The sequence below is a fragment of the Micromonospora sp. NPDC050417 genome, from assembly GCF_044458865.1.
Lineage (GTDB): Bacteria > Actinomycetota > Actinomycetes > Mycobacteriales > Micromonosporaceae > Micromonospora_G.
The window spans coordinates 187,056-210,813 of record NZ_JBITIH010000012.1 but is presented as its reverse complement, the minus strand read 5'-3'; the positions used below and the strand labels follow the sequence as shown (position 1 = coordinate 210,813).

The following is a 23,758-nucleotide window of genomic DNA, read 5'->3' as shown; positions in this document are numbered from 1 at the left end:
TCCATCCCTGAGGCCACCTAACCGCAGCCGTCCCACCCGCCGGGGCGGTTTGCCCGGACAAGTGGGTCGGTACAGTCACGCGGTGACCGATATCCGGACAGAGGCTGAACTACGCCATCCCGTGCCCCGGGTGTGGCGTGCGCTGACCGACGCGCAGCTCCTCGGACAGTGGCTCGGCGCCACCGACCTGCAGCCCGAAGCGGGCGCCCCGTTCGAACTCACGCCGATCGACCTGCCAGGAGTCGAAGGCGAGGTCAACGGCGCGGTGGTCGAGGTGATCGAACCGCAGCGGCTGGTACTGCGCTGGCGTGAGGACGGCGTACGTGTACTGGTGAGCTTCGACCTGATCGACACCGAACAGGGCTGCCTGATCACCGTACGGCAGTCGGGGACGGACGGGCACTGGACGCCTGAGCAGGAGGAGCAGCGCCAGCAGGCGTACGGCCAGTTGCTTTCCGGCCCGCTACCGGCCGTACTCGACTGGCTCGCCTTCCGCGAGGTGGACTTCACCTCGGAAACCGCCGAGGCCGACGGGTTGGCCGCCGCCGGTGCCGCCGACGGGGGCGTCGCGGCGAACCGTGATCCGGAGCAACGGCGGCGACGCCTGGTCGGCGGCCTGATCGGCACGGCGATCGTGGTCGGCGCGGCCATGGTCGTCGGCGCACTCGTCCAGCCGAGCGACGACGCGACGACAACCGCGGCCGTCCCACCGGGCGCCCCGGCGAGCGACGGCAGCGCCGCCAGCGGATCGCCGTCGCCGGCCGTGAGTGGTCGCGGGTCGTCGTCCCCGATTGGTACGTCGACGCCAGCGGCAGCCACGACGGCGTCAGCGACCCCGTCCACCACACCGTCGGCCCCAACGCCCTCGACGCCTCCAGCCACCGCCAACCCTCCGGCCGGTGCACCCGCCCCGCCCCCGCAGCCGAACCTCGACGCCCGATACAACCGGGCCTCCAGCGAACTGCTCGGCTACACCGGCGAGATCGTGGTGACGAACTCTGGCAACGCCAAGGCGACGCAGTGGGTCGTCACCGTCGTGCTGGACGGCGGGGCCACGGTCGCGGACGTCTCCGGCGCCAGGCACGAGCAGAAGGGGCGGACCGTGACGTTCACCGGTGACTCCGTCGCCGCTGGAGCGACCACCCGGTTCACGTTCCAGGTCAACGCGGCGCTGAGCGAGCGGCAGCCGGAGAGCTGCCGGGTCGGTGATCGCCCGTGTAGCGGGCTGTGACGCGGCTGCCGTACCCGGTGGTCACATCTCCTCCAGGTCGTCGAGCGCGATCCCCTGGATCATCAGCCAGCGGGCCAGCCCCGTCATGCCGAGCAGCCACAGCGGGGCGGACTCGGTGGTGCCGTTGGTGGCGTAGACGGCGAAGCGAAGATCCGGTGCGCGGATCACCTCGATCCGCCACCGGTGATTCTGGTCCCGCCAGGTCGCCACCGGGTCCATCGGCCGTTACACTCCGAAACCGCCCACACGCCGTACGCTACCCTCGGCCAGCCGGTAGGAGAGGCCGACCACGCCACACCGGCCGTCGGCCAACCGCTCGGCGATCACCGCGGAACGGTGCGTCAGCATGTCGACGGTGTGACGGACGTGCTCCTCGACGGCCAGGTCGGGGTCGTCCGCGGCCTGATCCCGTACCGGGAGCACGCTGATCATCACCCGTTCCACCACGTCCCGCATGAACCCGGGCGGCGTGGTGCCCTGATCGATCGCGGCCAGGGTGGCGGCGATCGCCCCACAGGAGTCGTGGCCCAGGACGGCGATCAGCGGGGTGTCCAGCACGGCGATGCCGTACTCGATGCTGCCCAGCACCTCCGGTCCGACCACGTGTCCGGCGGTCCGGACGACAAACAGGTCACCGAGGCCCCGGTCGAAGATGATCTCGGCGGCCAGGCGGGAGTCGGAACAGCCGAACAGGACCGCGAACGGCCGCTGCGCCGGGGCGAGTGCGGTACGCCGATCGGCGTCCTGGTGCGGGTGGAGCCGGTTGCCGCTGATGAAACGCTTGTTCCCCTCCAGCAGCAACTCCAGTGCCGCGGCCGGGGTCGGGGGCCACTTCAGACTCGTCTCCAACATCCGTCTCTCCTACCGTCAGCCGGGTTGCTGGCAACCGGCACCTGCCGCGGCTGACCGGCCGGGAGTCGCCCCGCACACCGTACTCGTGAGCAGGACCGAACCGGCGTAGGCGAGCAGCCATCGTGGCGGTCGTAACACCTCCGGCGTGTCGGAGACGTCACCGTTCACCACACCGTCCAGACCAGGTGGTTGACCGCGAGCGCGGTCACCGCCTGGAGGGCGAGCCAGCAGCGACGGTGACCCGATGGCAGCAGCGCGGCGGCCGTGGGCAACCAGACCGCGAACGGCAACCAGATCCGTTCCACCTCGGCCTTGCTCATCCCGGACAGGTCGGCCACCACGATCGCAAGCGCGGCGGCCAGGGCCAGCGCGACCGGCGCGGTCGACAACCGGGCGACGACCGCACGGACCCAACCGTGTTCCGTGCCCCCGGGCGCCCGGAGCGCCCGTCGCAACGCGGGGGCGCAGGCTGGTCCGGCGGCCAGCACCAGAGCCGCGAGGTTGGCCCAGACCCAGTACGCGTACGGCCGCTCCCGGGCGATGCCCTGGTAGTACCGCTCGACCACCAGCCGGTACCCGTCGTACCACCAGAACCCGGCCTCGGCGAACCCGACGACCACGGCCGCGATCCCGAGCAGCAGCGGAACCGTCGGCCAGATCCGACGGCTCACCAGCAGCACGGCGCCCACCAGCGGGGCGACCAGCACCAGACCGTACGAGAGGAAGAGCCCGAACCCGAGCAGCAGCCCAGCAGCGAAAGCCACCGGTACGCCGACCGGTTGGCCTCGGACGGACCGGGTGGCGACGGCGAGCAGGGCGATCCCGGTCGCGGTCACCCCGGCGAAGATCGCGTCGGCCGAGGCGCCCCACCAGACCGCACCCGGAAAGAGCACCACGAACGGCAGCACCGCTCGCGCCGTCCGCTCGTCTCCGAGGGCGCGGACGGTGACCGGCACCGCGACCGCCGTGGCCGCGCCGACCACGACACAGAGCAGCGCCGCCCAGCCACCGCCGGCCAGCCCACCACGGTCGAGCCAGACGAAGACCAGCAGCGCGCCGGGTGGGTGCCCGGACACGTGGGTGGCCCAGGAGTCGGGTTGGAAGTCGAGGATCCGGCCGGCGAAGTCACGCACCATCGCGGGGGCGTCGGTCACCCCGGGCACCTCGGCGAGGTACTCGGCATCCAGGGTGAGCCGGGTGGTCAGGCCGACTCGCACCCCGTCGACCAGGGCCAGTGAGAGGGTCCAGGCGACCGCGGTCGCGTACCCGGCGCCCAGCAGGACCGGCCACCGCAGCCGGACGGAGAGCCGGGGCCCGTACCCGACGGCGAGCGTCGCGACCAGCAACGCCAGTGGCGTACCGGGGCCCAGGTGTGGCCCCCAGGTGGCGAAGAGCGGTGCGGCGCCGGCATGGATCGGCACCCCGGCCCGGCGGAGCCACCAGCCGACCGCCGCGGCGCAGCCGACCAGGAGCAGCGCGACCAGTGCGGCCAGGGCGTCGGCGCCGACGTGTCGGCGCCCGGCGCGGGTCCTCTCCGGCGCCTGCTGCACGCGGCCACGCTACCGGCGCGGAACGGACGAGCGGGGCGGAACGGACGAGCGGGGCGGAACGGACGAGCGGGGCGGGCACGGCGAGCCGCCGCGCCGGTCGGATCCCAACCCACGCCGACAGCGTTTAAACCTGCCGGCAATGGCTAACTGCGGCTCACCTACGCAGTACGAGGAGTCGCCGTGACCCAATCACATCGGGTGGACGTGGTGCTGCCCTGCCTCGACGAGGCGGCGGCACTACCGGATCTGCTGCGCCGGCTGCCCGACGGCTACCGGGCGATCGTGGTGGACAACGGGTCGCGGGACGGGTCGCCGGAGGTGGCGGCCCGGCACGGCGCGTACGTGGTGACCGAGGCGCGGCGCGGTTACGGAGCGGCCGTCGACACCGGTCTGCGGGCGGCGACCGCCGAGATCGTCTGTGTGATCGACGCCGACGGCTCACTCGACCCGGGCGCGTTGCCGCTCCTGGTCGCGCTGGTTGCGCAGGGCGCCGCCGACCTCGCCGTAGGACGTCGGGTTCCGGTGGGACGGGGCGCCTGGCCGTGGCACGCGCGTGCCGGCAACGTGGCCCTGGCGGCGCTGATCCGGCGACGCGGCGCACCCGTACACGACATCGCCCCGGTCCGCGCGGTACGCCGTACCGACCTGCTGGACCTCGACGTACGCGACCGGGCGTTCGGTTACCCACTGGAGTTGCTGACCCGGGCGGCCGCGGCCGGCTGGCGGATCGTGGAGCGGCCGGTGCTCTACCGGCCCCGCGCCGCCGGCACCTCCTCGAAGGTCTCCGGCTCCGTACGCGGCAGCCTGCGGGCAGCCCGCGACATGGCCAGGGTGCTGGCGTGAGCGCCGCCGACCCGGTGCTCCTGGTGCTCGCGAAAGCACCAGTGCCCGGGGCCGTCAAGACCCGGCTCTCTCCTCCGGCGACCCCGGAACAGGCCGCCGAGATCGCCGCCGCCTCGCTGCTCGACACACTCGACACAGTCGCCGCGACCCCGGCGGTGACCCCGGTCATCGCCCTCGCCGGCGACCTCTCGACGGCCCGCCGAAGTGCGGAGATCCACCGGGCGTTGTCCGGCTGGACGGTACTGGAGCAACGCGGTTCGACCTTCGCCGAACGACTCGTCGCCGCGTACGCCGACGTCGGCGTACGGTTTCCCGGCCGGCCGTTGCTCCAGATCGGGATGGACACCCCACACCTGCACTGGAGCCTGCTGGACGCCGCCGCCCGGCGGCTCGACGCCGGGGCACGGGCGCTACTCGGCACCGCACTCGACGGCGGCTGGTGGGCCCTGGGGCTGGGTGACCCGGATGACGCGCGGGTGCTGCGCACCGTACCGACCTCCCGGCCGGATACCGGCGCCCTCACCCGACGGGCGTTGAGCGAGCACGGTCTGCGGGTCGAGCCGCTTCCCCCGATGTCCGACGTCGACACCATGGCCGACGCGGTCGCGGTTGCCGCCACGGTGCCCGGTGGGCGGTTCGCCGCCGCCGTGTTCGACCTACGCGAGTCGTGGCTGGTGCCGCTGCGGGACCAGGCGTGACCTGGTGAGGATTCGGTTACCGCGCGAGACGGACTTCACCGCCCCGGCGCATGACGTACGCGTCGCCGCGCGGCTCGGGCTGGCACTCGGGGTGACGTTCGGGCTCTGCTTCGCCACCGGGCTGCTCTCCCATGCCGGCCAGCACGGTTCGTGGTGGCCGACCCGACCGGTCGACTTCTACCGGATCACCCAGGGGGTGCACGTACTCTCCGGGATCGTCGCCGTACCCCTGCTGCTGGCGAAGCTCTGGAGCGTGTACCCGCTGCTCTTCGCCCGACCGGTGGTCCGTTCGGTGCGGCACGCGCTGGAGCGGGGGGCGCTGTTCGTACTGCTCGCCGCCGCGTTCTTCCAACTGGCGACCGGCCTGTTCAACAGCGCCCAGTCGTACCCGTGGCTGTTCCCGTTCGTGCCGACGCACTACGCCGTCGCCTGGGTGGCGATCGGCGCGATCGGTATCCACGTCGCCGTCAAGCTTCCGAAGATCCGCGACGGTCTGGGCCGGCCGGTGGGGCGGTCGGCACCGGGAGCGGGCGGCCTGAGCCGGCGCGGGTTTCTGGCCACCACCGGGTTCGCCGCCGTGGCCGCGCTGGTCGCCACTGCCGGGGCGACGGTGCCCTGGCTCTACCGTGTCTCACCGTTGAGCTGGCGTGCCGCCCGGGGACCGCAGGGGTTGCCGATCAACCGGACCGCGACCGCCGCCGGTGTGGCGCGGGTCGGACCGGAGTGGCGGTTGACGGTCACCTGGCCGGGCGGGACCAGGCAGCTCGACCGGGCGCAACTCGTCGCGCTGCCACAGCGGACCGCCACGTTGCCGATCGCCTGCGTCGAGGGGTGGAGCGCGACCGCCACCTGGACCGGCGTCGTGGTCGCTGACCTACTCGGTGCGGTTGGGGCGCCGACCGGCCGGATCGAGGTCGAGTCACTGGAACGGTCCGGGGCGTACCGGACGAGTGTGCTGCTGCCGGGGCACGTGCGGGACCCGCTCACCCTGCTCGCGCTCCAGATCAACGGCACGGACCTGAGCCTGGACCACGGCTACCCGTGTCGGATCATCGCGGCGACCAGACCGGGTGTCACACAGACCAAGTGGGTCACCGGGTTGCGGGTGCGGCCGTGATGCCGGCACGGGTGCTGTTGGCGGTGGTCGGCGCCGGAGTGCTCGGCTACGGCGGCTGGCTGCTCTGGGCGCAGATCGTGTGGCAGCCGGACTTCGTACTCTCGTTGGCCGGATGGTTGGTGGTCGGGCCGGTGGCGCACGACTGGCTGCTCGTCCCGGTGACCGCCCTCGGCGCGGCGCTGCTCGCCCGTGTCCTGCCTTCGCCGTGGCGGAGCGCGGTCGTCGCCGGCCTGGTTGCCAGCGGGGTTCTGCTGCTGGTCGGAATTCCGCTGCTCACCCGACCGATGGCGGCACCGCCGAACCCCGGCTTGGACGACCGGAACTACTGGCCTGGGCTGCTGCTGTTCCTGGCGGTGCTCTGGGCACTGTTGCTGGGGGTGACCGCCGCATACGCCGGGGCGCACGGCGCACGGCGCCGACGCCGCCCGGTGGTCTCCGACGGTGACGAGCGATGAGCAGCCGCAGCCGGCTCTACCTCGACGGCAAGTTGGTCGCGGAGAACTTTCCGTCGACCGAGGTCGCCTCCCGCCTGGACAAAACCGAGCGCTCCTTCGCGTGGCTCGACCTGTGCCGCCCGAATCCGCAGGAGATCGCCCTGCTGACCGAGGAGTTCGGGATGCACCCGTTGGCGGTGGAGGACGCGGTACAGCAGGCGCAGCGGGCCAAGCTGGACCGGTACGACTCACACCTGTTCCTCAACACGTACATGGCGGAACTGCACCCGGACGGCGGGTTGGACACCGCCGAGGTCGCCGCGTTCATCAACCAGCGGGTGCTGATCACGGTCCGGTACGACGAGCGGTTCGACGTCGACCAGCTACTGATTCGGTGGGACGAGAACGTCGAACTGGCCCGACACGGGGTCGCGTTCCTGATCTACGGCCTGGTGGACGCCCTCGTCGACGGCCACTTCGAGTCGGTGCAGCAGCTCGACCAGTCGCTGGTGACGCTACAGAGCGCCATGTTCGGCCCGCACCGGGAGTCGTACGCCCAGTTGCAGGAGCGTACGTTCGTCGGCCGGCGCAACCTGGTCCGGCTGCGCCAGGTGGCGCTGCCGATGCGGGAGGTGGTCAACTCGATGATGCGGCCGACCATGCACCTGGTCAGCTCGCCGATGCTGCCTTACTTCCAGGACGTCTACGACCATGTGTTGCGGGTGATCGAGTGGACCGAATCGCTGCGTGACCTGAACAACGCGATGCTAGAGACGAACCTGATGTTGCAGAACAACACCATGAATCTGATCGTGAAGCAGGTCACCAGCTGGGCGGCGATCATCGCGGTGCCGACCGCGATCACCGGATTCTTCGGCCAGAACGTGGCCTTCCCCTGGCCACACACGCTGCCAGAGTTCGTCGTGTCGACAGCCATAACAATTGGCGTCGCGGTCGGCCTGTTCCTGGTCTTCAAACGCCGCAGGTGGCTTTGAGCAGCGGGCCGACTCCGGACAGACCGCTGGCCGGGTCCCCGTTCGGGGCCCGGCCAGCGTGGTGCTCGTTACCGACTTACTTGTTGCTCCAGAGGTCCTGCACGATGTGCGCGGCCTGGTTCTCCCACTGTGCGTACGCGAACGGGAAGGCTGAGACCTGCACGGTCTGCGCCGCCTCGGTCAACGGCATGTTCTGCCACCCGTTCACCCGCTTGAGGCCGTTGAAGAAGGCCGAGGCGGCGTAGTCCGGGTCGGTGACCTGTGCCGGCGTACCCCAACCCGACGACGGACGCTGCTGGAACAGGCCCAGCGAGTCGTGGTCGTTGGAGGCGCCCAGGTGACCCAGGTTCTCCAGCTTCGACTCCTGCAGTGAGGTGGCGACACCGATGACGGCGCCACGCTCACCGACACCCTCTCGCTTGGCGGTCTGCACGATCGCCCTGGCGTTGTCCCACTGGTCGGCGGAGAGCGGCGTGGAGACCTGCTGGCCCTGCGTGCCGTACGGGATCAGCTCGCCCAGGCTCGGCTTGTCGGCCGGCTTCTCCGCGACCTTACGCACCGGCGAGTCACCCGTCTTGGGGGCGGCCGCCTGGACCTGCCCAGCGGCGTCCGGGGTCGGCTGCCCGACCAACGGCTTCACGTCGGTCTTCTCTGCCACGACCGCCTGCCGCAGTTGTGCCGCGGCGGCCGGGTTGACGTTCGGCGAGGTCGAGTCGCCCGAGGCGAGCGCGGGACCGGCGGCCAGACCGCCGACAGCCGCGACACCGGCAACGGTGAGAACCACCTTGCGACGGTTGCCCTCGACGAGCCGACCCAGGTCGAGCCGGCGGATCTGGTACTGCGTCAGACCGCGCAGGTCGGCCTGTAGCGCCTTGGCCCGTTCCAGCCGGCGACCGAGGTCGGCCTGCTCGATCTTGGTCTGGGCGTACTGGCGGAAATCGGTCTGCGCGATGGCCGGGAGCCATCGAGTGAAGCGGGTCTTCACGATGGGAGCCCTTCCGTTGGGGGTGAACGCTCCGCAGGGAGCGAACCCGGGGGGGTGACTCACTCCGCGAGGAGGAGTCCGGGGCAAAACAACACGCCCGGGCAGGTGCTGCTCGGGCGTACGCAATGTGTAACGGGCCCGCCCCATCCGACATTCCGGATATGAGCGATTGGCCAGAATCCAGCTCGGCCGCCACCGGCAGCGAATCCGGCATAACGGACATGGCGGACGGGCTTGGCCCTGATCGGACCGGGTACGGGCTACGCTCTCCCCATGCTCGGCACCCACACGACCATGGCCGGCGGCGCCTTCCTGGCCCGCCCGGGACGTCCCACCGTGGTGACGCGCACCGTCGCCGAGCTGAACGGTCCCGTCAGCGGCCGGATCGAACTGCCGTTGCGCCTCATGTGGTGCCCGGACCGGACCTTCGACCTGGCCGACCCGGACCAACTGCTCTGGATGTACGAGAACGTGCTGCGTGAGGCCACCCGGACCGAGGACCTGCGGCGGCTCATCAACGGCGTCCTCCTGCGACGAGTGTGGCCGGAGCTGAACCTGCCGCACGGCGTCCGGCGGGCCTGGGAGACCCGGCACCGCTCGCTGCACCGCGCCGCGTGAGCACCGCCCACCTGGGCGACTTCTACCGCGAGGTGGCCCGCGTCGCCCTCTCCGTCGCCGACCGCTACGGGTTCGTACTGGGTGGCGGGGTGGCCTGGGCGGCACACGGCCTGGTCAGTCGCCCCACCGAGGACGTGGACCTGTTCGCCGACGTCGACGGCGCGGCGGGCGCGGCGGCGGCCGAGGTACGCAACGCGCTCCGGGCAGCCGGCTTCGACGTACGCGACGAGGATCCGGCAAGCGACCTGGCCAGCCTCTTCGACGGATTCGACCAGGACATGAAGGACTTTGTCGTGAGCCGGGGCGGCCGGCAACTCAGGCTGACCCTGGGTCGACTCGACCGTCACCAGAGCCCGGTGGTGATGGACCTGGGGCCGGTCATGCACGTCCAGGATCTCGTCGCGAGCAAGACCGTCGCCCTGATCACCCGTCGCGAGGTACGCGACTACATCGACATCGCCGCCGCGCTCGACGTGTACCGCATCGACGAGCTGCTCACACTGGCGCACGGCTACGATCCGGCGCTCGACCCGGACGACGTACGGGCCGCCGGTCGCTACCTGGATCGGCTGCCCGACCAACGGTTCGCGCGCTACGGACTCACGACAGACGAGGTACGGGTCGTGCACCAACGCCTGGCCGACTGGCCACGCTGACCGCACCCAGGTCAAGACGGCCGTTGGCCGGGTCCCCGTGACGGAGGCCCGGCCAACGAAGTTGTGCTGTCCACTGCCGTGTTACCTGGTCTTACTTGGTCCAGACGTCCTGGACGATGTGGGCGGCCTGGTTCTCCCACTGCGCGTACGCGTCCGGGAACGCCGACACCTGAACCTTCTGCGCCGCCACCGTCAACGGCAGATCCTGCCAACCATCCACCTGCTTCAGATTGCTCAGGAACGCCGTCGCCGCGTACGCCGGATCCGTGATCTGCGCCGGAGTACCCCAACCAGACGACGGGCGCTGCTGGAACAGACCCAGGGAGTCGTGGTCGTTCATGTCACCCAGATGACCCAGGTTCTCCAACTTCGACTCCTGCATCGACGTAGCGACCGCGATCACCGCACCACGCTCACCCATACCCAACTTCTTAGCGGTATCAGTGATCGCCTTGGCGTTGGCAAGCTGCTCCTTCGACAGGCTGATCTGCGACTGCGCACCCTGCGTGCCGTGCGGCACCAGCTTGTCCATGGCCGGCTTGTCACTGGTCACCGCGGCAACCGTGGTCATCGCCGGGGCAGTGTGCCCGGCCGGGGCCGCGAACGCGTGGCCCACTGGGCCGGCGACAGCGCCACCAACGAAGGCGAGGCTCGCGACACCCAGAGCGGTCTTACGAACGAACGAAGTCTTGGTAACAGCGGTGAAAGTCGTCTTCACGATGGTTCACCTTCCAATCGGGGGTACCGAGCCGCACACACGTAACAGGGGGAAACAGGTGCGTCACTCGGGAAGAAGTACGAGGCCACAGGCCCTATGAGGCGGGAAAGAACACTGCCCCGGCGCTGCTCCGGTCGTACGCGATGTATAACGACCCCACCCCCGCCAACATTCCACCGATCATGGCCCCAGGCGAGTTGATCAAGCCCAGAAACCTCGCACCACCGGACAACCGGAACGGTCGGGCGGCATTTGTTCCCGAGGTGACGCCGGGGAAATCCGGTGGGAAGATGCATGGATGTACCTCATCCGTGAGCGGCTCTTCGACATCGGCGACGACTTCGACATCACCGACGATGCGGGTCGCAAAGTCTTCCGCGTCGACGGCAAGGTCCTGACCCTCCGCGACAAGCTCGTCATCGAAGACGCGGCCGGCACAGAGGTCGCCTCGGTACACCGGCAACTGATCACACTGCGTCGGACGTACACCATCAAGATCGGTGGCGAGAAGGCCGCCGAGGTACGTAAGAACCTCTTCACACCCTTCAGGGACAAATACACGATCGACATCCCTGGGCCACACGACCTGGAGATGCGCGGCGACCTCCTCGACCACGAGTACACGGTGGAGCGGGACGGACGGGAGGTTGCCTCGGTGTCGAAGAAGTGGTTCACGATCCGTGACACGTACGCGGTCAACATCGTGGACGACGAGAATCACCTACTGATCCTCGCGGGCGTGCTGGCCCTCGACCTCGCGCAGTCCCGGGCTGAGAAGGAGCGCGAGGAGAAGGAACGGAAGAAGAGCGACTGACCGCAGCGGCGCGTCGTAACCCCCTGCTCCAGAGGTGCCTGGGATCAGTGCCCTCTCACGCAGAATTCGTTGCCGTCGGGATCAGCAAGCACGACGGCGCCGTCCGCACCGACCTCTAGCCGGGTGGCTCCGAGGGCGACCAGCCGATCGACCTGCGCTTGCTGATCGCCCTCGGCTGTGAGGTCGAAACGCTGCCGATTCTTCAGCTCTTTCGGGGCCAGGGGCGGCCCTCCCCACGCAACCTTCGTGCCGCCTTGTGGTGACTGAATCGCGGTTTCCTGATTCTGGTCCCAGACAAGCGGCCAACCCAGGGCCTCGCTCCAGAAGATGCCGACCTCCCTGGTGCCGTCGCAGGCAATTTCCCCGAGCAGACCGCACCCGGCGAGGAAGGTGTTGCCCGGTTCGATCACGCAGAACTCGTTGCCCTCCGGGTCGGCCAGGACGACGTGGCCCTCCTCGGGACGCTGCCCGACGTCAAGGTGGTTGGCACCGAGCTTCAGCGCCGTCGCCACCGTGTGCTGCTGGTCGGCGAGGCTGGCACTGGTTAGGTGAAGGTGCACGCGGTTCGGCCCCACCTTCTCCGTACGGTTCGGGATGAACCGAAGGCCCGGCTGGGTGCCGTCACCGGGCAGGAGGGCACCACCGACAGCCTCGACGACCTCCCTGCCGAGCATGCCGGCCCAGAACTGCGCCAGATGAGCCGCGTCCTGCGCATCGAAGGTTACCGTCAGCAGTCCCGAGAGCATGACGGCACAGTAGACACTGCCCCGCAACGGAACAAGGGCATTTAGCGGTCGGATGCAGCGCCACTACTGTCGACGGGCGACGCATGTGTACGCGCCTCACGTCACTGACGTCCTCAGTTTACGATCACGAAAAGGGTCGTGACCGGGTCCCGTACTTGGGACCCGGTCACGACCGGAGATACCTTTGTCCTGCTGGTGTCTTACTTGGTCCAGACGTCCTGGACGATGTGAGCGGCCTGGTTCTCCCACTGCGCGTACGCGTCCGGGAACGCCGACACCTGAACCTTCTGCGCCGCCACCGTCAACGGCAGATCCTGCCAACCATCCACCTGCTTCAGATTGCTCAGGAACGCCGTCGCCGCGTACGTCGGATCCGTGATCTGCGCCGGAGTACCCCAACCAGACGACGGGCGCTGCTGGAACAGACCCAGGGAGTCGTGGTCGTTCATGTCACCCAGATGACCCAGGTTCTCCAACTTCGACTCCTGCATCGACGTAGCGACCGCGATCACCGCACCACGCTCACCCATACCAAGCTTCTTAGCGGTATCAGTGATCGCCTTGGCGTTGTCGGTCTGCTCCTTCGACAGACTGATCCGCGACTGCGCACCCTGCGTGCCGTGCGGCACAAGCTTGTCCATGGCCGGCTTGGCGGCAGTCTCCTGCGCGACGGTGGTCATCGCCGGGGCCGTGTGCTCGGCCGGGGCCGCGAACGCGTGGCCCACCGGGCCGGCGACAGCGCCACCGACGAAGGCGAGGCTGGCGACACCCAGAGCGGTCCTACGAACGAACGAAGTCTTGGTAACAGCGGTGAAAGTCGTCTTCACGATGGTTCACCTTCCAATCGGGGGCTCTCCCAGCACGCACACACAAAGGGGGAAAGGTGCCGTGCTCGAAGGAAGAAGAAGTACGAGGCCACAGGCCCTCTATGAGGCAGGGAAGAACACTGCCCCGGCGCTGCTCCGGTCGTACGCGATGTATAACGACCCCACCCCCGCCAACATTCCGCCGATCATGGCCCCCCAGCATGTTGATCAAGCCCAAAAACCTCGCATCCGGGGACAGGGCGGATGAGGTGACACCTGTAGGCATCGCGTCAAGGATTCTTCGGGCATGTTGACCCGGCTACGCGGCGACTGAAAACTTGTCCGGTTCGGTCCAGAAAACGAGTGGAGGACTCATGCGCGGCGGCATGGGCACGGTCCTGCTCATGGTGCTCTTGAGCGGGGCGTTGTTCGGATTGGGAGGTGCCCTGTTGGTGGTACCGGGACGCACCACGCGGCTACTCAATGACGCCTTCTTCGTCGTCCCCCGGGTGGGCGGGCGTTACCAACCAGTCAAGAGGGTTGTCGCGATGCTGGTCGGTCTCGCGTTGATCGGCTACGCGGCGTTCCTCGTCTACGACTTCGTTCTGGCGACTGTATTGGTCTACGACCCCGTACCACGGGCCTGACCCACGCTGACCGCGCGTACGTGGGGCCCCTCCCGATGGCGGCTCACACCGGTTTCGCCCAGGTATGCGGTAGGTGACCGCTGGCTGTCACTTCCGTTCCGCACTGGCGCGGTTCCGACCGGATGGTTATCGTGCCGACGACGCCCACGAGGCCCACCCCACCGTCAGGGAAAGGCGTGTAATGACCTCTCCGTCCGGCCCGTCCCGCCGCCAACTTCTGGTCGCCGCCGCGACAGCTGCCGCCGCAGCACCGCTGGTCGCCGCCGCTCCAGCCCAGGCGCACGGGGCCGCGAAGCCGAAAAGCTGGGACCTCACCGTCCTGGGCACTTCGGACACTCACGGTAACGTCTACAACTGGGACTACTACAAGGATGCCGAGTACGACGACAGCGCGCACAACGATATCGGCGTAGCGAAGCTGACCACGCTCGTCAACCAGATCCGCAACGAGCGCCGAGGCAAGGCGACCCTGGTGTTGGACGCCGGGGACACGATCCAGGGCACCTCCCTGGCGACGTACTACGCCAAGCAGGAGCCGATCACCTCGACTGGCGAGAAGCACCCGATGGCTCGGGCGATGAACGTCCTCGACTACGACGCCGTCACCCTCGGCAACCACGAGTTCAACTACGGTCTCCCCCTGCTCGACCTGTGGATCCGGCAGCTCGGTTTCCCCGCGCTGGCCGCCAACGCGGTCAACGCCCGTACCGGCAAGCCGGCCTACACGCCGTACATCATCAAGAAGGTCGACCTCGGTCGGGGCGCGCCGACTCTGCGGGTCGGCATCCTCGGCCTGACCAACCCGGGCGTGGCCATCTGGGACAAGGGCAACGTCGAGGGCAAGCTACGGTTCGAGGACATGATCGCCACTGCCGCCAGGTGGGTCCCGGTGATGCGCCAACGCGGTGCCGACATCGTGCTGATCTCCGCGCACGGTGGTGACAACGGTACGTCCAGCTACGGCCCCGAGTTACCGAACGAGAACCCGGTCGCGCTGATCGCGCAGCAGGTGCCCGGCATCGACGCGATCCTCTTCGGGCACGCCCACAACGAGGTCGTGGAGCGCTTCGTCGTCAACGCCGCCACCGGCGTACAGGTGTTGACATCGGAACCGTCGCGGTGGGGCCAGCGACTCACCCGGATGGACTTCACGTTGACCCGGGAACGCAACTGCTGGAAGATCACCAGCAAGCGGGCCACCATGCTGAACACCAACACCGTGGCCGAGGACCCGAAGGTGCTGGCGGCCGTACGCGCCCAGCACAACAAGACGGTCGCGTACGTGAACCAGGTGGTGGCGACCTCCGCGGTCGAACTGCCGGCGACCGAGTCCCGCTACAAGGACACCCCGATCCTCGACTACATCAACAAGGTGCAGACCGACGTCGTCACCGCCGCCCTGGCGGGTACGACGTACGCGAGCCTGCCGGTGCTGTCGATCGCCGCCCCGTTCAGCCGTACCGCGGTCTTCCCCGCCGGCGACGTGAAGATCAAGGATGTGGCGGGGCTCTACATCTACGACAACACCCTCGAAGCCGTCGTGATCAGCGGCGCCGAGGTGAAGGCGTACCTGGAGTACTCGGCCAAGTACTTCCGCACCCTCGGCCCGGGTGCCCCGGTGGACCCGGCAACCCTCAACGACCCGTCGGTGCCGGACTACAACTACGACACCATCTCCGGTGTCGACTACGACATCGACATCAGCCGCCCGGTCGGCCAACGGATCACCCGCCTGGTGCACCCGGGTACGGAAACGCCGGTGGCCGACGGCGATCAGTTCGTGATCGCGGTGAACAACTACCGGCGCAGCGGGGGCGGCAACTTCCCCGGCATCGTGAAGACCCAGATCTACAACCAGCAGCAGGAGATCCGCCAACTGCTGATCGACTGGGCACAGGAGAGGGGCACGATCGACCCGGCCGACTTCTTCGTGCCGAACTGGCGGCTGGTACGCGAGGGCGTACCCGTGGAGTTCCCCGCCTGACCCGCAACGCGATGCGACGACGTGGAGGGGCGCCCGCTCGGGTGTTCCTCCACGTCCCGGGTCGCTGGTAGCGTGCGTACCCATCATTGATCTCTATGCTCCGGACCGCACCCGGCTGGCGTTGCACAACCTCGGCGGCGCCGGCTCACCGGTACTTCTGCTGCCCGGGCTCTGCGGCTACGCCGGGGAGTGGTCGGCCACGGCCTCCTGGCTCGCCGACACGCACCAGGTTTACGCGCTCGACCCGCGCGGGCACGGCGACAGCGAACGTCGGCCGAAGGACGTCTCCCGGGCCGCCCACGTCACCGACGCGGCAGCGGCTCTCGGGCTCCTCGGCCCAGCCGTCCTGGTCGGGCAGTCACTCGGCGGGCACACCGCCCTGCTCACCGCCGCCAGCCATCCCCTGCTGGTGAATCGGCTGGTCCTGGTGGAGGCGGGTCCGGCGGGGGACGGACCGGAAGACGACACCGCCGACGGCATCGACCGCTGGCTCGCCGACTGGCCAGTCCCGTTTTCGGACCAGGCCACCGCCGCCGAGTATCTCGGCGGTGGCCTGGTCGGGACGGCCTGGGCCGGCGGGCTACGGGAACACGCGGACGGCTGGTATCCGGCGTTCGACCGGGACATCATGGTCGCCACCATCGCTGGTGTCGCAGAGCCCCGCTGGGACGAGTTCGAGCAGGTCGCCTGCCCGACCCTGCTGGTGAAGGGCGAGCAGGGCTTCATGGGTGCCGACGAGTACACGAGGATGCGACGGCACCCGATGCTCACCGCCGTGGAGGTACCGGGGGCCGGGCATGACGTACACCTGGACAGCCCGGTCGCCTGGCGGGCCGCACTCACCGCGTTCCTGGGTGGCTCCGCCGAGGTGTCCTGACCCCGTCGAGGCCGGCATCGTCGCGGCGGTCAGAACCGCAACCGGGCGCCGATCGGTAGATGGTCACTTCCGGTCGCGGGCAGGGACCAGATTTCGGTGATGGTAGCCGCGCGGGCCATGACCTGGTCGATCCGGGCAACCGGCAGAGCCGCCGGCCAACTGAACGCGAAACCCGACCCGACCGAGGGTAACTGTGCACGTACCGGCTCCAGTCCGCGGTCGTCCACCGTGCTGTTCAGGTCGCCCAGCAGGACGACCCGCTCCGACCGTTCGGCGCGCAGCGCGCGGCCGAGCAGGACAGCGCTCTGGTCCCGTCGTACGGTACCGAAACCGTCCGGCAGCCCGAGACGTACCGAGGGCAGGTGGGCCACGTACACCGCCACGTCGCCCCAGGGCGTACGCGCGGTCGCCCGCAGTCCCCGATCCCAGTCTGCCCCGAACCCGTCTGGTCTGATGTCGACCAGCCGGGCGTCGGTGAGCGGATACCTCGACCAGAGTCCGACGGTGCCGTGAACCGTGTGATGGGGGTACTCCGGGGCCAGGGTCGCCCTGTAGGCGGGCAGCGCGGCCGGCGTCACCTCCGCCAGGCCGATGAGATCGGGCCGGACCGCCATGAGTGTCGTCGCCGTACCCGCCGGGTCCGGGTTCTCGTCACTGACGTTGTGCGCGACCGCGGTGAGGTCGTACTCCGACCCGGTGCCGGGCAGCAGCAGGCCACCGAAGAGGCCGAGCCAGGCGGTGACCGGCACCAGCACCGCCAGCAGCGCGACCACCGAACGGCGCAGCAGGCTCAACACGACCAGTGCCGGAATGCCGAGCCCGAGCCAGGGAAGAAAGGTCTCCAGGAGGCTGCCGAGGTGGCCGACTCCGTTCGGCACCAGACGATGGAGGACCAGGAGGCAGGCGACGAACACGGCGCACGACGCGAGCACCTGGCCGCGCTGCCAGCGGGACCAGCCGCGGACCTCGCCACCCAGGATCCAACGGACCCACCGCGCTGGCCACCACCGTCGTTTGGGCCGGAGCGGACCATGGTCGCGCGGCGTCTGCACCCTGCAACTCCCCCGTGTCGTGAGTGGTCGCGGCGACCAGACTAGACGGGGATGGAACCGGTGCGGGGCGAAGCGGTTCGGTCGCGGGACGCCAGTACGGCACCGATTCCCGCCACGATCCCCAGCAGGGCGGCCACCGGACCCGGCCCGGGCATCGGCAACACCATGGGTACGACGCCGGGGAACAGCGCGCTCGCGTCGTCGTACCGGAACGCCAGGACCATCGCGGAGCCGGCGGCAACGAACGCGCTGGCCGCACCGACCACGAGCGGCACGACAGACCGACGGCCGGCCGGGACGAACAGCGCCCAGGCGACGCAGCCGTGCAGCGCCAGCACGCTCACCACGTAGAACTGCCAGCCCGGGAACCGGGTGAGGTGGATGTCGAACCTGCCGTACACCGCCCAGGGCAGGACGGCGACGGAAAGTGCGCTGCCGGCGACACCGGTCGCCGCGCCGAGCGGTGGCAGGATCCGTGGCATTAGGCCAGTTCCTCGTCCGGGAAGTGTTCGACGGATTCGTCACCTGTCGCCATGGCGGCCTCCTCGTTCCGCCCCATTGTCACCCGGTTCCGCGCGGCGCGACCACCCCGTCACCCGGATGGAGGAACGCCGGCCACGGGCCCGGGTGTGGTCCTCGGCGGCGTTCGCGGGCGCCGACCCGGTGCGGTCAGGAGCCGAGCAGGGCGAGTGCCGCGCGGACCGGGGTGCGGGTCAGGGTTCGTTGGAAGGACGCCTCGCCCTGGCAGAACCGGGCGAACATCCGCCAGCCGGGCGGGGTCGCGACCACGGCGTGGAAGATTCCCGGGTGCCGGGTGAACGCGCCGAGCAGGCGCCGCCCGGCCGCCATCGACGGGCCGAGCTGTTGGTGCACCGCCGTGACGTAACCGTCGAGGTCGCCGCTGGCGGCCGCGACGCCGGCGAGCGTGCCGGAGCGGAGCGCGAAGCTGATCCCCTCACGGGTCCACGGTTCGAGCAGACCGGCGGCGTCACCCGCGACCACCACCCGTCCCCGCCGCAGTGGCGAACGGTCGGTACGGCAACGGGTCAGGTGACCCGAGTCGTGGATCGGGTCGATCCCGGCGAGACCGTGGCGTTCGACGAAGTCCCGCAGGTAGCGTCGGGTCGCCTCGGGCTGACCACGCTCGGCAATGACACCGACGGTGAGCACGTCGCCCTTGGGGAAGATCCAGGCATACGAACCCGGGATCGGTCCCCAGTCGAGCAGCAGTCGGCCCCGCCACCGCTCCTGCAATGCCGACGGGACCGGCAGTTCCAGCTCCAGTCCGAGGTCGACCTGGTCGTATTCGACACCGACGTGGCGGGCGGTGACGCCGGAGGAACCGTCGGCGCCGACGACCACGCCGGCGGTCACCTCGGTGCCGTCGGCGAGGCGGATTCGTACCCCGTCCGGGTCCTGTTCGATGGCGCGTACGGTGACCCGCTCGCGGATCTCGGCGCCCGCGGCGGCTGCGGCCCGGCGTAGCCGGTCGTCGAACTCGGGGCGGCGCACCATCAGCACGAGTGGCGACCCGTGGTCACGGCTGAAACCACGCCGACCGTCGTGAGTGAACGTCACGCGCCGCACCTGGTCGTCGGCGGGGACCTCGATCCGCCCGTCGAGCGCGGCGAGCGAGGTGCCGATGAGCCCGCCGCCGCAAGTTTTGTAACGGGGGTGTTCGGCCCGCTCCAGCACCAAGGTGCGGGCTCCGGCCCGGGCGGCGGCGTAGGCGGCGGAGAGTCCGGCCGGCCCGGCGCCGACGACGGCGACGTCACATGCGGTCACGGGAGCAGCCTAGAGGAACACTGTCCGTGGAGGATGGTCGTGCTGACCGTGAGGTCGGAATACCGCCTCCCATGACCCGCCCGAGGCACGTATTTGTTTCACCATGATTGCCGGTGGCCTATGTTTGCACCGATCCCCGTTTCGGATCCTGCGCCCGTTGTGTCGCGGAATGCATTCACCGACAGTCAAACGTGAACCATTTCCCGGCTCTACTCAGGTTCACCCGAGGGCAAGCGACAGGCGCCCTGGCCTCGCCAGGTGCCTTGAGCGTCCCACGATCAGAAAAGCCGGAACAGCACAGAATACGCGACCCGGCCACCAAATCATACATCTCTACATTTCAATGGATTGCCCCTAGCATTTCCTCCAGTCAGTTACCCGGAACCATCGATCGGTGGATCACAAGCCCACCGGCCGACCATCGAAGGGGAGCACAAGGGATGACACACACAGGGTCACCCGGGCGCCGCTGGCGCATCGGAGCAGCCGTCACCGCCGTGGCGACGGCCGCAGTCGCGTTCGCCAGTCCCGTCGCCGCCGCACCCGCCGAAGGACAGATCCTGCGGGCCGGTGGCGCCACCGCGGTCGCCGGCTCGTACGTCGTGGTGTTCAAGGACGCCTCGGTGGCCCAGTCCACGGTCACCGACAACGCGAAGAGCCTGGCCAAACGGCACGGTGGCAGCGTCGCCCGTACCTACCAGCACGCGCTGCGCGGCTTCGAGGTACGGCTCTCCGAATCCGCCGCCAAGCGACTCGCCGCCGACCCGTCGGTGAAGTACGTGCAGCAGAACCACACCGTCCACATGGCGGCGACCCAAACCCCGACCCCCTCCTGGGGCCTGGACCGCATCGACCAGCGCAACCTGCCGCTGAACAACTCCTACACCTACCCGAACAACGGCGCCGGCGTCCGGGCGTACATCATCGACACCGGCATCCGCTTCGCCCACAGCGACTTCGGCGGACGGGCGGTCACCGGCTTCGACGCGGTCGACGGCGGCAGCGCCGACGACGGCAACGGACACGGCACGCACGTCGCCGGCACCGTCGGCGGCACCGCCTACGGGGTCGCCAAGGGCGTCACCCTGGTCGGCGTACGGGTGCTGGACAACGGCGGCAGCGGCTCGTACGCGGGCGTCATCGCCGGCATCGACTGGGTCACCGGCGACCACGACCCGGGTGAGCGGGCGGTCGCCAACATGAGCCTCGGCGGCCCGTTCGACCAGGGCGTCAACGACGCCGTCACCCGGTCGATCGCCGACGGTGTGGTGTACGGCATCGCGGCCGGCAACGAGTACAGCTCCAACGCCTGCAACGTCTCGCCGGCCAGCACCCCGAACGCGATCACGGTCGGCGCGACCGAGTCGAACGACGCCCGTGCGACGTACTCCAACATCGGCACCTGCCTGGACATCTTCGCCCCCGGCAGCGGCATCACCTCGGCCTGGTACACCAGCAACACCGCGACCAACACCATCAGCGGCACCTCGATGGCCACCCCGCACGTGGTCGGCGCCGCCGCCCTGGTGCTGTCGGCCAGCCCCACGTACACACCGCAGCAGGTACGGGACAAGCTGGTCAACGACGCCACCAACGGCGTGGTGACCAACCCGGGTACCGGTTCCCCGAACAAGCTGCTCTACATCGGAAACGTCGTCCCGCCGACCCAGGACTTCTCGATCGCCGTGGCCCCGGCCGCCGGTACGGTCAACCCGGGCCAGTCGGCGACCGCCACGGTCAGCACCACCACCACCGTCGGCAGCCCGCAGTCGGTGGCGCTGAGCGCGAGCGGCCTGCCCGCCGGGGCGACCGCCAGCTTCAGCCCGGCCACGGTCACCTCGGGCGGATCCTCCGCGCTGACCATCAGCACCACCGCCGCCACCCCGCCCGGCACCTACCCGGTCACCATCACCGGCACGGGACCGGTCACCACCCAGGCGACCACGTACTCGCTGACCGTGAACGGGGCGCCGGGCTGCACCCAGACCAACGGCAACGACCTCACCATCCCGGACAACAGCACGGTGGAGAGCTCGATCACCATCTCCGGCTGCGCCCGTAACGGCCGCACCAACGCCACCGTGGCGGTCAACATCGTGCACACCTACAAGGGCGACCTCGTCGTCAGCCTGATCGCCCCGGACGGCAGCGCCTACGTGCTGCACAACCGCGCCGGCGGCAGCACCGACAACATCAACCAGACCTTCACCGTGAACCTCTCCAGCGAGCCTGCCAACGGCACCTGGAAGCTCCGGGTGCAGGACGCGGCCACCCTCGACACCGGTTACCTGAACAGTTGGACCCTCGCCCTCTGACGGCACGGTCCGTCGTACCCTCCGCACCGGAGCCCCGGCACTTCGCCGGGGCTCCGGCCCGTACCGCAGGTGTGGAGGCGGGTCCGGAGAAGCCGACGACGGCAAGGACGGCAAACCCCTCATATACCTCTCGCCGGTCGGGAATCATCGGCTTGTGGCGGGGTATCCGCCCGGCCGTGAGGTGCCCGACAGTGTGGTCGAGCGGAGGAGCTTTCCATGCGACAAGTACAGCTATCGGACCTTGAGGAACGTGTGTACGCCGCGGTGACCGCGCTCGAGGCGAAGGGACAGGTTCCCTACCCGGGGGCGATCGCCGACGAGTCCGGGCTCGCCGAGGAGCAGTTGACCGCGCCGTTGCACAACCTGTCGGCCAAGAACCTGCTGCACCGCGAGGATTCGCCGCTGGCCGGTCTCGACTTCGGACCGCGGTGGTGCGCACATCAAGCCGCCTAGCGGCCAGGGCACCCGCAAGGACCCGCCCGGGGTGAACCGCCAGCGCAACCTGGCGCTGGCGGTGGGCCTGATCGCGGCGTTCATGACCCTGCTGGACGTGAGCATCGTCAACGTCGCGGTGCCGTCGATCGAACGGGCGCTCAAAGCGTCCCCGAGCGAACTGCAGTGGGTGCTCTCCGGGTACGCACTGACCTTCGGCCTGGTCCTCGTCGCGGCCGGCCGGTTCGGCGACATCCGTGGCCGGCGCAACGTGTTCATCGCCGGGCTCGCCCTCTTCACGGTGACCAGCGCCGCCGCCGGGCTGGCCACCTCACCGGAGTGGCTGATCATCGCTCGACTGGTCCAGGGCGCCGCGGCGGGGATTGTCAATCCCCAGGTCGTCGGCATGATCGAGCAGATGTTCCAGGGCCCGGAGCGGGGACGGCCGTTCGGCCTGCTCGGCTCGGTCATCGGCATCTCGACCGCGATCGGCCCGCTGCTCGGCGGTCTGCTGATCGCGTTGGTAGGGACCCACGACGGCTGGCGTCTGGTCTTCTTCGTCAACGTGCCGGTCGGCATCGCCGCGATCATCTTCGGCCGGCGGGTGCTGCCCGTGCACCACCCGGGACCACGAAAGAGCCTCGACCCGGTCGCGGTGCTACTGCTCGGGATCGGCGTCACCCTGTTGCTGCTGCCGCTGATCGAGGAACGGCAATGGCAGGGCTGGCTCAAGTGGCTGCTGATCCCGGCGGCGGCACTGGTGCTGACCGGATTCGCCCGCTGGGAACGGCGCTACCGGCGGCACGGCGAACCGCTGTTCGACCTCGCACTCTTCCGGCGCAGGTCGTACAGCCTGGGCAGCCTCATCGCCCTGCTCTACTTCGCCGGCTTCACCGCGCTCTTCTTCATCTTCACCCTGTTCCTGCAGAACGGACTCCACTACAGCGCGCTCGCCGCCGGCATCTCGGTGACCCCGTTCGCGCTCGGTTCCGCGGTCTCCGCCATCCTCGGCGGCCGGATCGTCAACCGGTTCGGCCGGCCGCTCGTCGCGATCGGCCTGGTCCTGGTCGCGATCGCGCTGGTCGGCATCATGGTGGCCCTGCACTTCGTGCCGGGCCGGGGCGCACCGTACGCGACCGCCGCGCCGCTGCTGCTCGCCGGGATCGGTAGCGGACTGGTGATCACACCGAACCAGACCCTGGCCCTCGCCGAGGTGCCGGTGGAACGGGGCGGGGCGGCGGCCGGGATGTTGCAGACCGGACAACGGATCGGGTCGGCGGCCGGAATCGCCGGTGTCGGCACGGTCTTCTTCTCCGCACTCGCCGCGACCCACAACGGATGGTCGAGGGCGTTCCGGGACGCCCTGCTCATCGCGCTCGGCTTCGTCCTGATCGCGTTCGTCGCCGCACTCGTGGACATCCTCGCCGGACGGCGAGACCAGCGCCACGAACGGGACGCACGCGCCCACGGCGAGCCGTCCGGCCAGGGCGGATGACGGATAAACCCGTACGTCGCCACCACACACTGTGACCTGGCTCACTCAAATGACGTGGTGAACCGGGTTCGTATCCGCCCCACCGGTGTATGCAACCGACGATCCGTG

General features: G+C 69.4%; 25 protein-coding genes. 15 read left to right on the top strand and 10 right to left on the bottom strand.

Features of this window, described 5'->3' with window-relative positions; translation table 11 throughout:
• The first annotated feature begins 82 nt into the window (after nucleotides 1-82).
• Complete coding sequence (locus ACIBF5_RS17785) at nucleotides 83-1,231, top strand: SRPBCC domain-containing protein (protein WP_396812815.1); 1,149 nt, start codon at nucleotides 83-85, stop codon at nucleotides 1,229-1,231.
• A gap of 21 nt (nucleotides 1,232-1,252) precedes the next feature.
• Here the strand turns inward: ACIBF5_RS17785 and ACIBF5_RS17780 are convergent, their stop codons facing one another.
• The 3 genes from ACIBF5_RS17780 to ACIBF5_RS17770 form a co-directional block, all read right to left on the bottom strand.
• The gene (locus ACIBF5_RS17780; RefSeq protein WP_396812813.1) at nucleotides 1,253-1,450 is read right to left on the bottom strand and encodes a hypothetical protein; all 198 of its coding nucleotides are present in this window, start codon (nucleotides 1,448-1,450) and stop codon (nucleotides 1,253-1,255) included.
• 6 nt (nucleotides 1,451-1,456) lie between these two features.
• Nucleotides 1,457-2,083, bottom strand: a complete 627-nt coding sequence (locus ACIBF5_RS17775) for a carbonic anhydrase (protein WP_396812811.1) — start codon at nucleotides 2,081-2,083, stop codon at nucleotides 1,457-1,459.
• Nucleotides 2,084-2,247: 164 nt separating this feature from the next.
• The gene (locus ACIBF5_RS17770) at nucleotides 2,248-3,633 is read right to left on the bottom strand and encodes a hypothetical protein (RefSeq protein ID WP_396812809.1); all 1,386 of its coding nucleotides are present in this window, start codon (nucleotides 3,631-3,633) and stop codon (nucleotides 2,248-2,250) included.
• Nucleotides 3,634-3,813: 180 nt separating this feature from the next.
• Between ACIBF5_RS17770 and ACIBF5_RS17765 the strand changes: the two genes are divergently transcribed.
• From ACIBF5_RS17765 to ACIBF5_RS17745, 5 genes are read left to right on the top strand one after another with little or no spacing between them, the layout of a single operon-like run.
• On the top strand, nucleotides 3,814-4,476 hold the full coding sequence (locus ACIBF5_RS17765) for a glycosyltransferase family 2 protein (protein WP_396812807.1): 663 nt from the start codon (nucleotides 3,814-3,816) through the stop codon (nucleotides 4,474-4,476).
• Nucleotides 4,473-5,174 (top strand): DUF2064 domain-containing protein, encoded by a 702-nt coding sequence (locus ACIBF5_RS17760; protein WP_396812805.1) that lies wholly within the window; start codon nucleotides 4,473-4,475, stop codon nucleotides 5,172-5,174. Before ACIBF5_RS17765 ends, ACIBF5_RS17760 begins: the two co-directional genes overlap by 4 nt.
• Nucleotides 5,175-5,178: 4 nt before the next feature.
• A complete protein-coding gene (locus tag ACIBF5_RS17755; RefSeq protein WP_396812803.1) occupies nucleotides 5,179-6,291 on the top strand; it encodes a molybdopterin-dependent oxidoreductase in 1,113 nt (370 codons plus the stop codon).
• The gene (locus tag ACIBF5_RS17750) at nucleotides 6,291-6,746 is read left to right on the top strand and encodes a hypothetical protein (protein ID WP_396812801.1); all 456 of its coding nucleotides are present in this window, start codon (nucleotides 6,291-6,293) and stop codon (nucleotides 6,744-6,746) included. The genes ACIBF5_RS17755 and ACIBF5_RS17750 overlap by 1 nt, the downstream gene beginning before the upstream one ends.
• The gene (locus ACIBF5_RS17745; protein WP_396812799.1) at nucleotides 6,743-7,720 is read left to right on the top strand and encodes a magnesium transporter CorA family protein; all 978 of its coding nucleotides are present in this window, start codon (nucleotides 6,743-6,745) and stop codon (nucleotides 7,718-7,720) included. Before ACIBF5_RS17750 ends, ACIBF5_RS17745 begins: the two co-directional genes overlap by 4 nt.
• 76 nt (nucleotides 7,721-7,796) lie before the next feature.
• On the opposite strand, the gene ACIBF5_RS17740 is transcribed toward ACIBF5_RS17745, so the two are convergent.
• Nucleotides 7,797-8,705 carry a hypothetical protein gene (locus ACIBF5_RS17740; protein WP_396812797.1) on the bottom strand — a complete coding sequence of 303 codons (909 nt, stop codon included), beginning with the start codon at nucleotides 8,703-8,705 and terminating at the stop codon, nucleotides 7,797-7,799.
• A gap of 273 nt (nucleotides 8,706-8,978) precedes the next feature.
• Between ACIBF5_RS17740 and ACIBF5_RS17735 the strand changes: the two genes are divergently transcribed.
• A complete protein-coding gene (locus ACIBF5_RS17735; protein WP_396812795.1) occupies nucleotides 8,979-9,323 on the top strand; it encodes a hypothetical protein in 345 nt (114 codons plus the stop codon).
• Nucleotides 9,320-9,979: a nucleotidyl transferase AbiEii/AbiGii toxin family protein gene (locus ACIBF5_RS17730; protein ID WP_396812793.1), complete on the top strand. Its 660-nt coding sequence runs from the start codon at nucleotides 9,320-9,322 to the stop codon at nucleotides 9,977-9,979. Before ACIBF5_RS17735 ends, ACIBF5_RS17730 begins: the two co-directional genes overlap by 4 nt.
• A 91-nt stretch (nucleotides 9,980-10,070) precedes the next feature.
• Here the strand turns inward: ACIBF5_RS17730 and ACIBF5_RS17725 are convergent, their stop codons facing one another.
• Complete coding sequence (locus tag ACIBF5_RS17725; RefSeq protein ID WP_396812791.1) at nucleotides 10,071-10,697, bottom strand: hypothetical protein; 627 nt, start codon at nucleotides 10,695-10,697, stop codon at nucleotides 10,071-10,073.
• 298 nt (nucleotides 10,698-10,995) lie between these two features.
• Here ACIBF5_RS17725 and ACIBF5_RS17720 point away from each other — a divergent pair, with 298 nt between their 5' ends.
• Complete coding sequence (locus ACIBF5_RS17720; protein WP_396812789.1) at nucleotides 10,996-11,511, top strand: LURP-one-related/scramblase family protein; 516 nt, start codon at nucleotides 10,996-10,998, stop codon at nucleotides 11,509-11,511.
• 44 nt (nucleotides 11,512-11,555) lie between these two features.
• Here the strand turns inward: ACIBF5_RS17720 and ACIBF5_RS17715 are convergent, their stop codons facing one another.
• Together ACIBF5_RS17715 and ACIBF5_RS17710 are read right to left on the bottom strand one after the other, a co-directional pair.
• Entirely contained in the window at nucleotides 11,556-12,257 is a 702-nt protein-coding gene (locus ACIBF5_RS17715) for a VOC family protein (RefSeq protein WP_396812787.1), read from the bottom strand.
• A gap of 200 nt (nucleotides 12,258-12,457) precedes the next feature.
• Nucleotides 12,458-13,084, bottom strand: a complete 627-nt coding sequence (locus ACIBF5_RS17710) for a hypothetical protein (RefSeq protein ID WP_396812785.1) — start codon at nucleotides 13,082-13,084, stop codon at nucleotides 12,458-12,460.
• Nucleotides 13,085-13,437: 353 nt separating this feature from the next.
• Here ACIBF5_RS17710 and ACIBF5_RS17705 point away from each other — a divergent pair, with 353 nt between their 5' ends.
• The 3 genes from ACIBF5_RS17705 (at nucleotide 13,438) to ACIBF5_RS17695 (ending at nucleotide 16,571) form a co-directional block, all read left to right on the top strand.
• A complete protein-coding gene (locus tag ACIBF5_RS17705) occupies nucleotides 13,438-13,710 on the top strand; it encodes a hypothetical protein (RefSeq protein WP_396812783.1) in 273 nt (90 codons plus the stop codon).
• 181 nt (nucleotides 13,711-13,891) lie between these two features.
• Nucleotides 13,892-15,694, top strand: coding sequence for a bifunctional metallophosphatase/5'-nucleotidase (locus tag ACIBF5_RS17700; RefSeq protein WP_396812781.1), 1,803 nt, complete (start codon nucleotides 13,892-13,894; stop codon nucleotides 15,692-15,694).
• A gap of 121 nt (nucleotides 15,695-15,815) precedes the next feature.
• Nucleotides 15,816-16,571 (top strand): alpha/beta fold hydrolase, encoded by a 756-nt coding sequence (locus tag ACIBF5_RS17695; protein WP_396812779.1) that lies wholly within the window; start codon nucleotides 15,816-15,818, stop codon nucleotides 16,569-16,571.
• A 29-nt stretch (nucleotides 16,572-16,600) separates the two neighbouring features.
• On the opposite strand, the gene ACIBF5_RS17690 is transcribed toward ACIBF5_RS17695, so the two are convergent.
• The 3 genes from ACIBF5_RS17690 to ACIBF5_RS17680 all read right to left on the bottom strand — a co-directional run bounded on the left by ACIBF5_RS17690 (nucleotide 16,601) and on the right by ACIBF5_RS17680 (nucleotide 19,408).
• Complete coding sequence (locus ACIBF5_RS17690) at nucleotides 16,601-17,551, bottom strand: endonuclease/exonuclease/phosphatase family protein (protein WP_396812866.1); 951 nt, start codon at nucleotides 17,549-17,551, stop codon at nucleotides 16,601-16,603.
• Nucleotides 17,552-17,664: 113 nt separating this feature from the next.
• Nucleotides 17,665-18,105 carry a hypothetical protein gene (locus ACIBF5_RS17685; protein WP_396812777.1) on the bottom strand — a complete coding sequence of 147 codons (441 nt, stop codon included), beginning with the start codon at nucleotides 18,103-18,105 and terminating at the stop codon, nucleotides 17,665-17,667.
• Between the two features lie 187 nt (nucleotides 18,106-18,292).
• Complete coding sequence (locus tag ACIBF5_RS17680; protein ID WP_396812775.1) at nucleotides 18,293-19,408, bottom strand: geranylgeranyl reductase family protein; 1,116 nt, start codon at nucleotides 19,406-19,408, stop codon at nucleotides 18,293-18,295.
• 440 nt (nucleotides 19,409-19,848) lie between these two features.
• On the opposite strand from ACIBF5_RS17680, the gene ACIBF5_RS17675 reads away from it, so the two are divergent.
• The 3 genes from ACIBF5_RS17675 (at nucleotide 19,849) to ACIBF5_RS17665 (ending at nucleotide 23,650) form a co-directional block, all read left to right on the top strand.
• On the top strand, nucleotides 19,849-21,723 hold the full coding sequence (locus tag ACIBF5_RS17675; protein ID WP_396812773.1) for a S8 family peptidase: 1,875 nt from the start codon (nucleotides 19,849-19,851) through the stop codon (nucleotides 21,721-21,723).
• Nucleotides 21,724-21,939: 216 nt separating this feature from the next.
• Entirely contained in the window at nucleotides 21,940-22,176 is a 237-nt protein-coding gene (locus ACIBF5_RS17670) for a hypothetical protein (RefSeq protein ID WP_121153411.1), read from the top strand.
• A 31-nt stretch (nucleotides 22,177-22,207) separates the two neighbouring features.
• Complete coding sequence (locus tag ACIBF5_RS17665) at nucleotides 22,208-23,650, top strand: MFS transporter (protein ID WP_396812771.1); 1,443 nt, start codon at nucleotides 22,208-22,210, stop codon at nucleotides 23,648-23,650.
• Nucleotides 23,651-23,758: the final 108 nt, after the last annotated feature.

Coding starts and splice junctions, on each gene's coding strand:
- ACIBF5_RS17780 (WP_396812813.1), bottom strand. CDS start 1,450: ATGGACCCGGTGGCGACCTGGCGGGACCAGAATCACCGGTGGCGGATC.
- ACIBF5_RS17775 (WP_396812811.1), bottom strand. CDS start 2,083: ATGTTGGAGACGAGTCTGAAGTGGCCCCCGACCCCGGCCGCGGCACTG.
- ACIBF5_RS17750 (WP_396812801.1), top strand. CDS start 6,291: ATGCCGGCACGGGTGCTGTTGGCGGTGGTCGGCGCCGGAGTGCTCGGC.
- ACIBF5_RS17745 (WP_396812799.1), top strand. CDS start 6,743: ATGAGCAGCCGCAGCCGGCTCTACCTCGACGGCAAGTTGGTCGCGGAG.
- ACIBF5_RS17735 (WP_396812795.1), top strand. CDS start 8,979: ATGCTCGGCACCCACACGACCATGGCCGGCGGCGCCTTCCTGGCCCGC.
- ACIBF5_RS17720 (WP_396812789.1), top strand. CDS start 10,996: ATGTACCTCATCCGTGAGCGGCTCTTCGACATCGGCGACGACTTCGAC.
- ACIBF5_RS17715 (WP_396812787.1), bottom strand. CDS start 12,257: ATGCTCTCGGGACTGCTGACGGTAACCTTCGATGCGCAGGACGCGGCT.
- ACIBF5_RS17705 (WP_396812783.1), top strand. CDS start 13,438: ATGCGCGGCGGCATGGGCACGGTCCTGCTCATGGTGCTCTTGAGCGGG.
- ACIBF5_RS17700 (WP_396812781.1), top strand. CDS start 13,892: ATGACCTCTCCGTCCGGCCCGTCCCGCCGCCAACTTCTGGTCGCCGCC.
- ACIBF5_RS17685 (WP_396812777.1), bottom strand. CDS start 18,105: ATGCCACGGATCCTGCCACCGCTCGGCGCGGCGACCGGTGTCGCCGGC.
- ACIBF5_RS17675 (WP_396812773.1), top strand. CDS start 19,849: ATGACACACACAGGGTCACCCGGGCGCCGCTGGCGCATCGGAGCAGCC.
- ACIBF5_RS17670 (WP_121153411.1), top strand. CDS start 21,940: ATGCGACAAGTACAGCTATCGGACCTTGAGGAACGTGTGTACGCCGCG.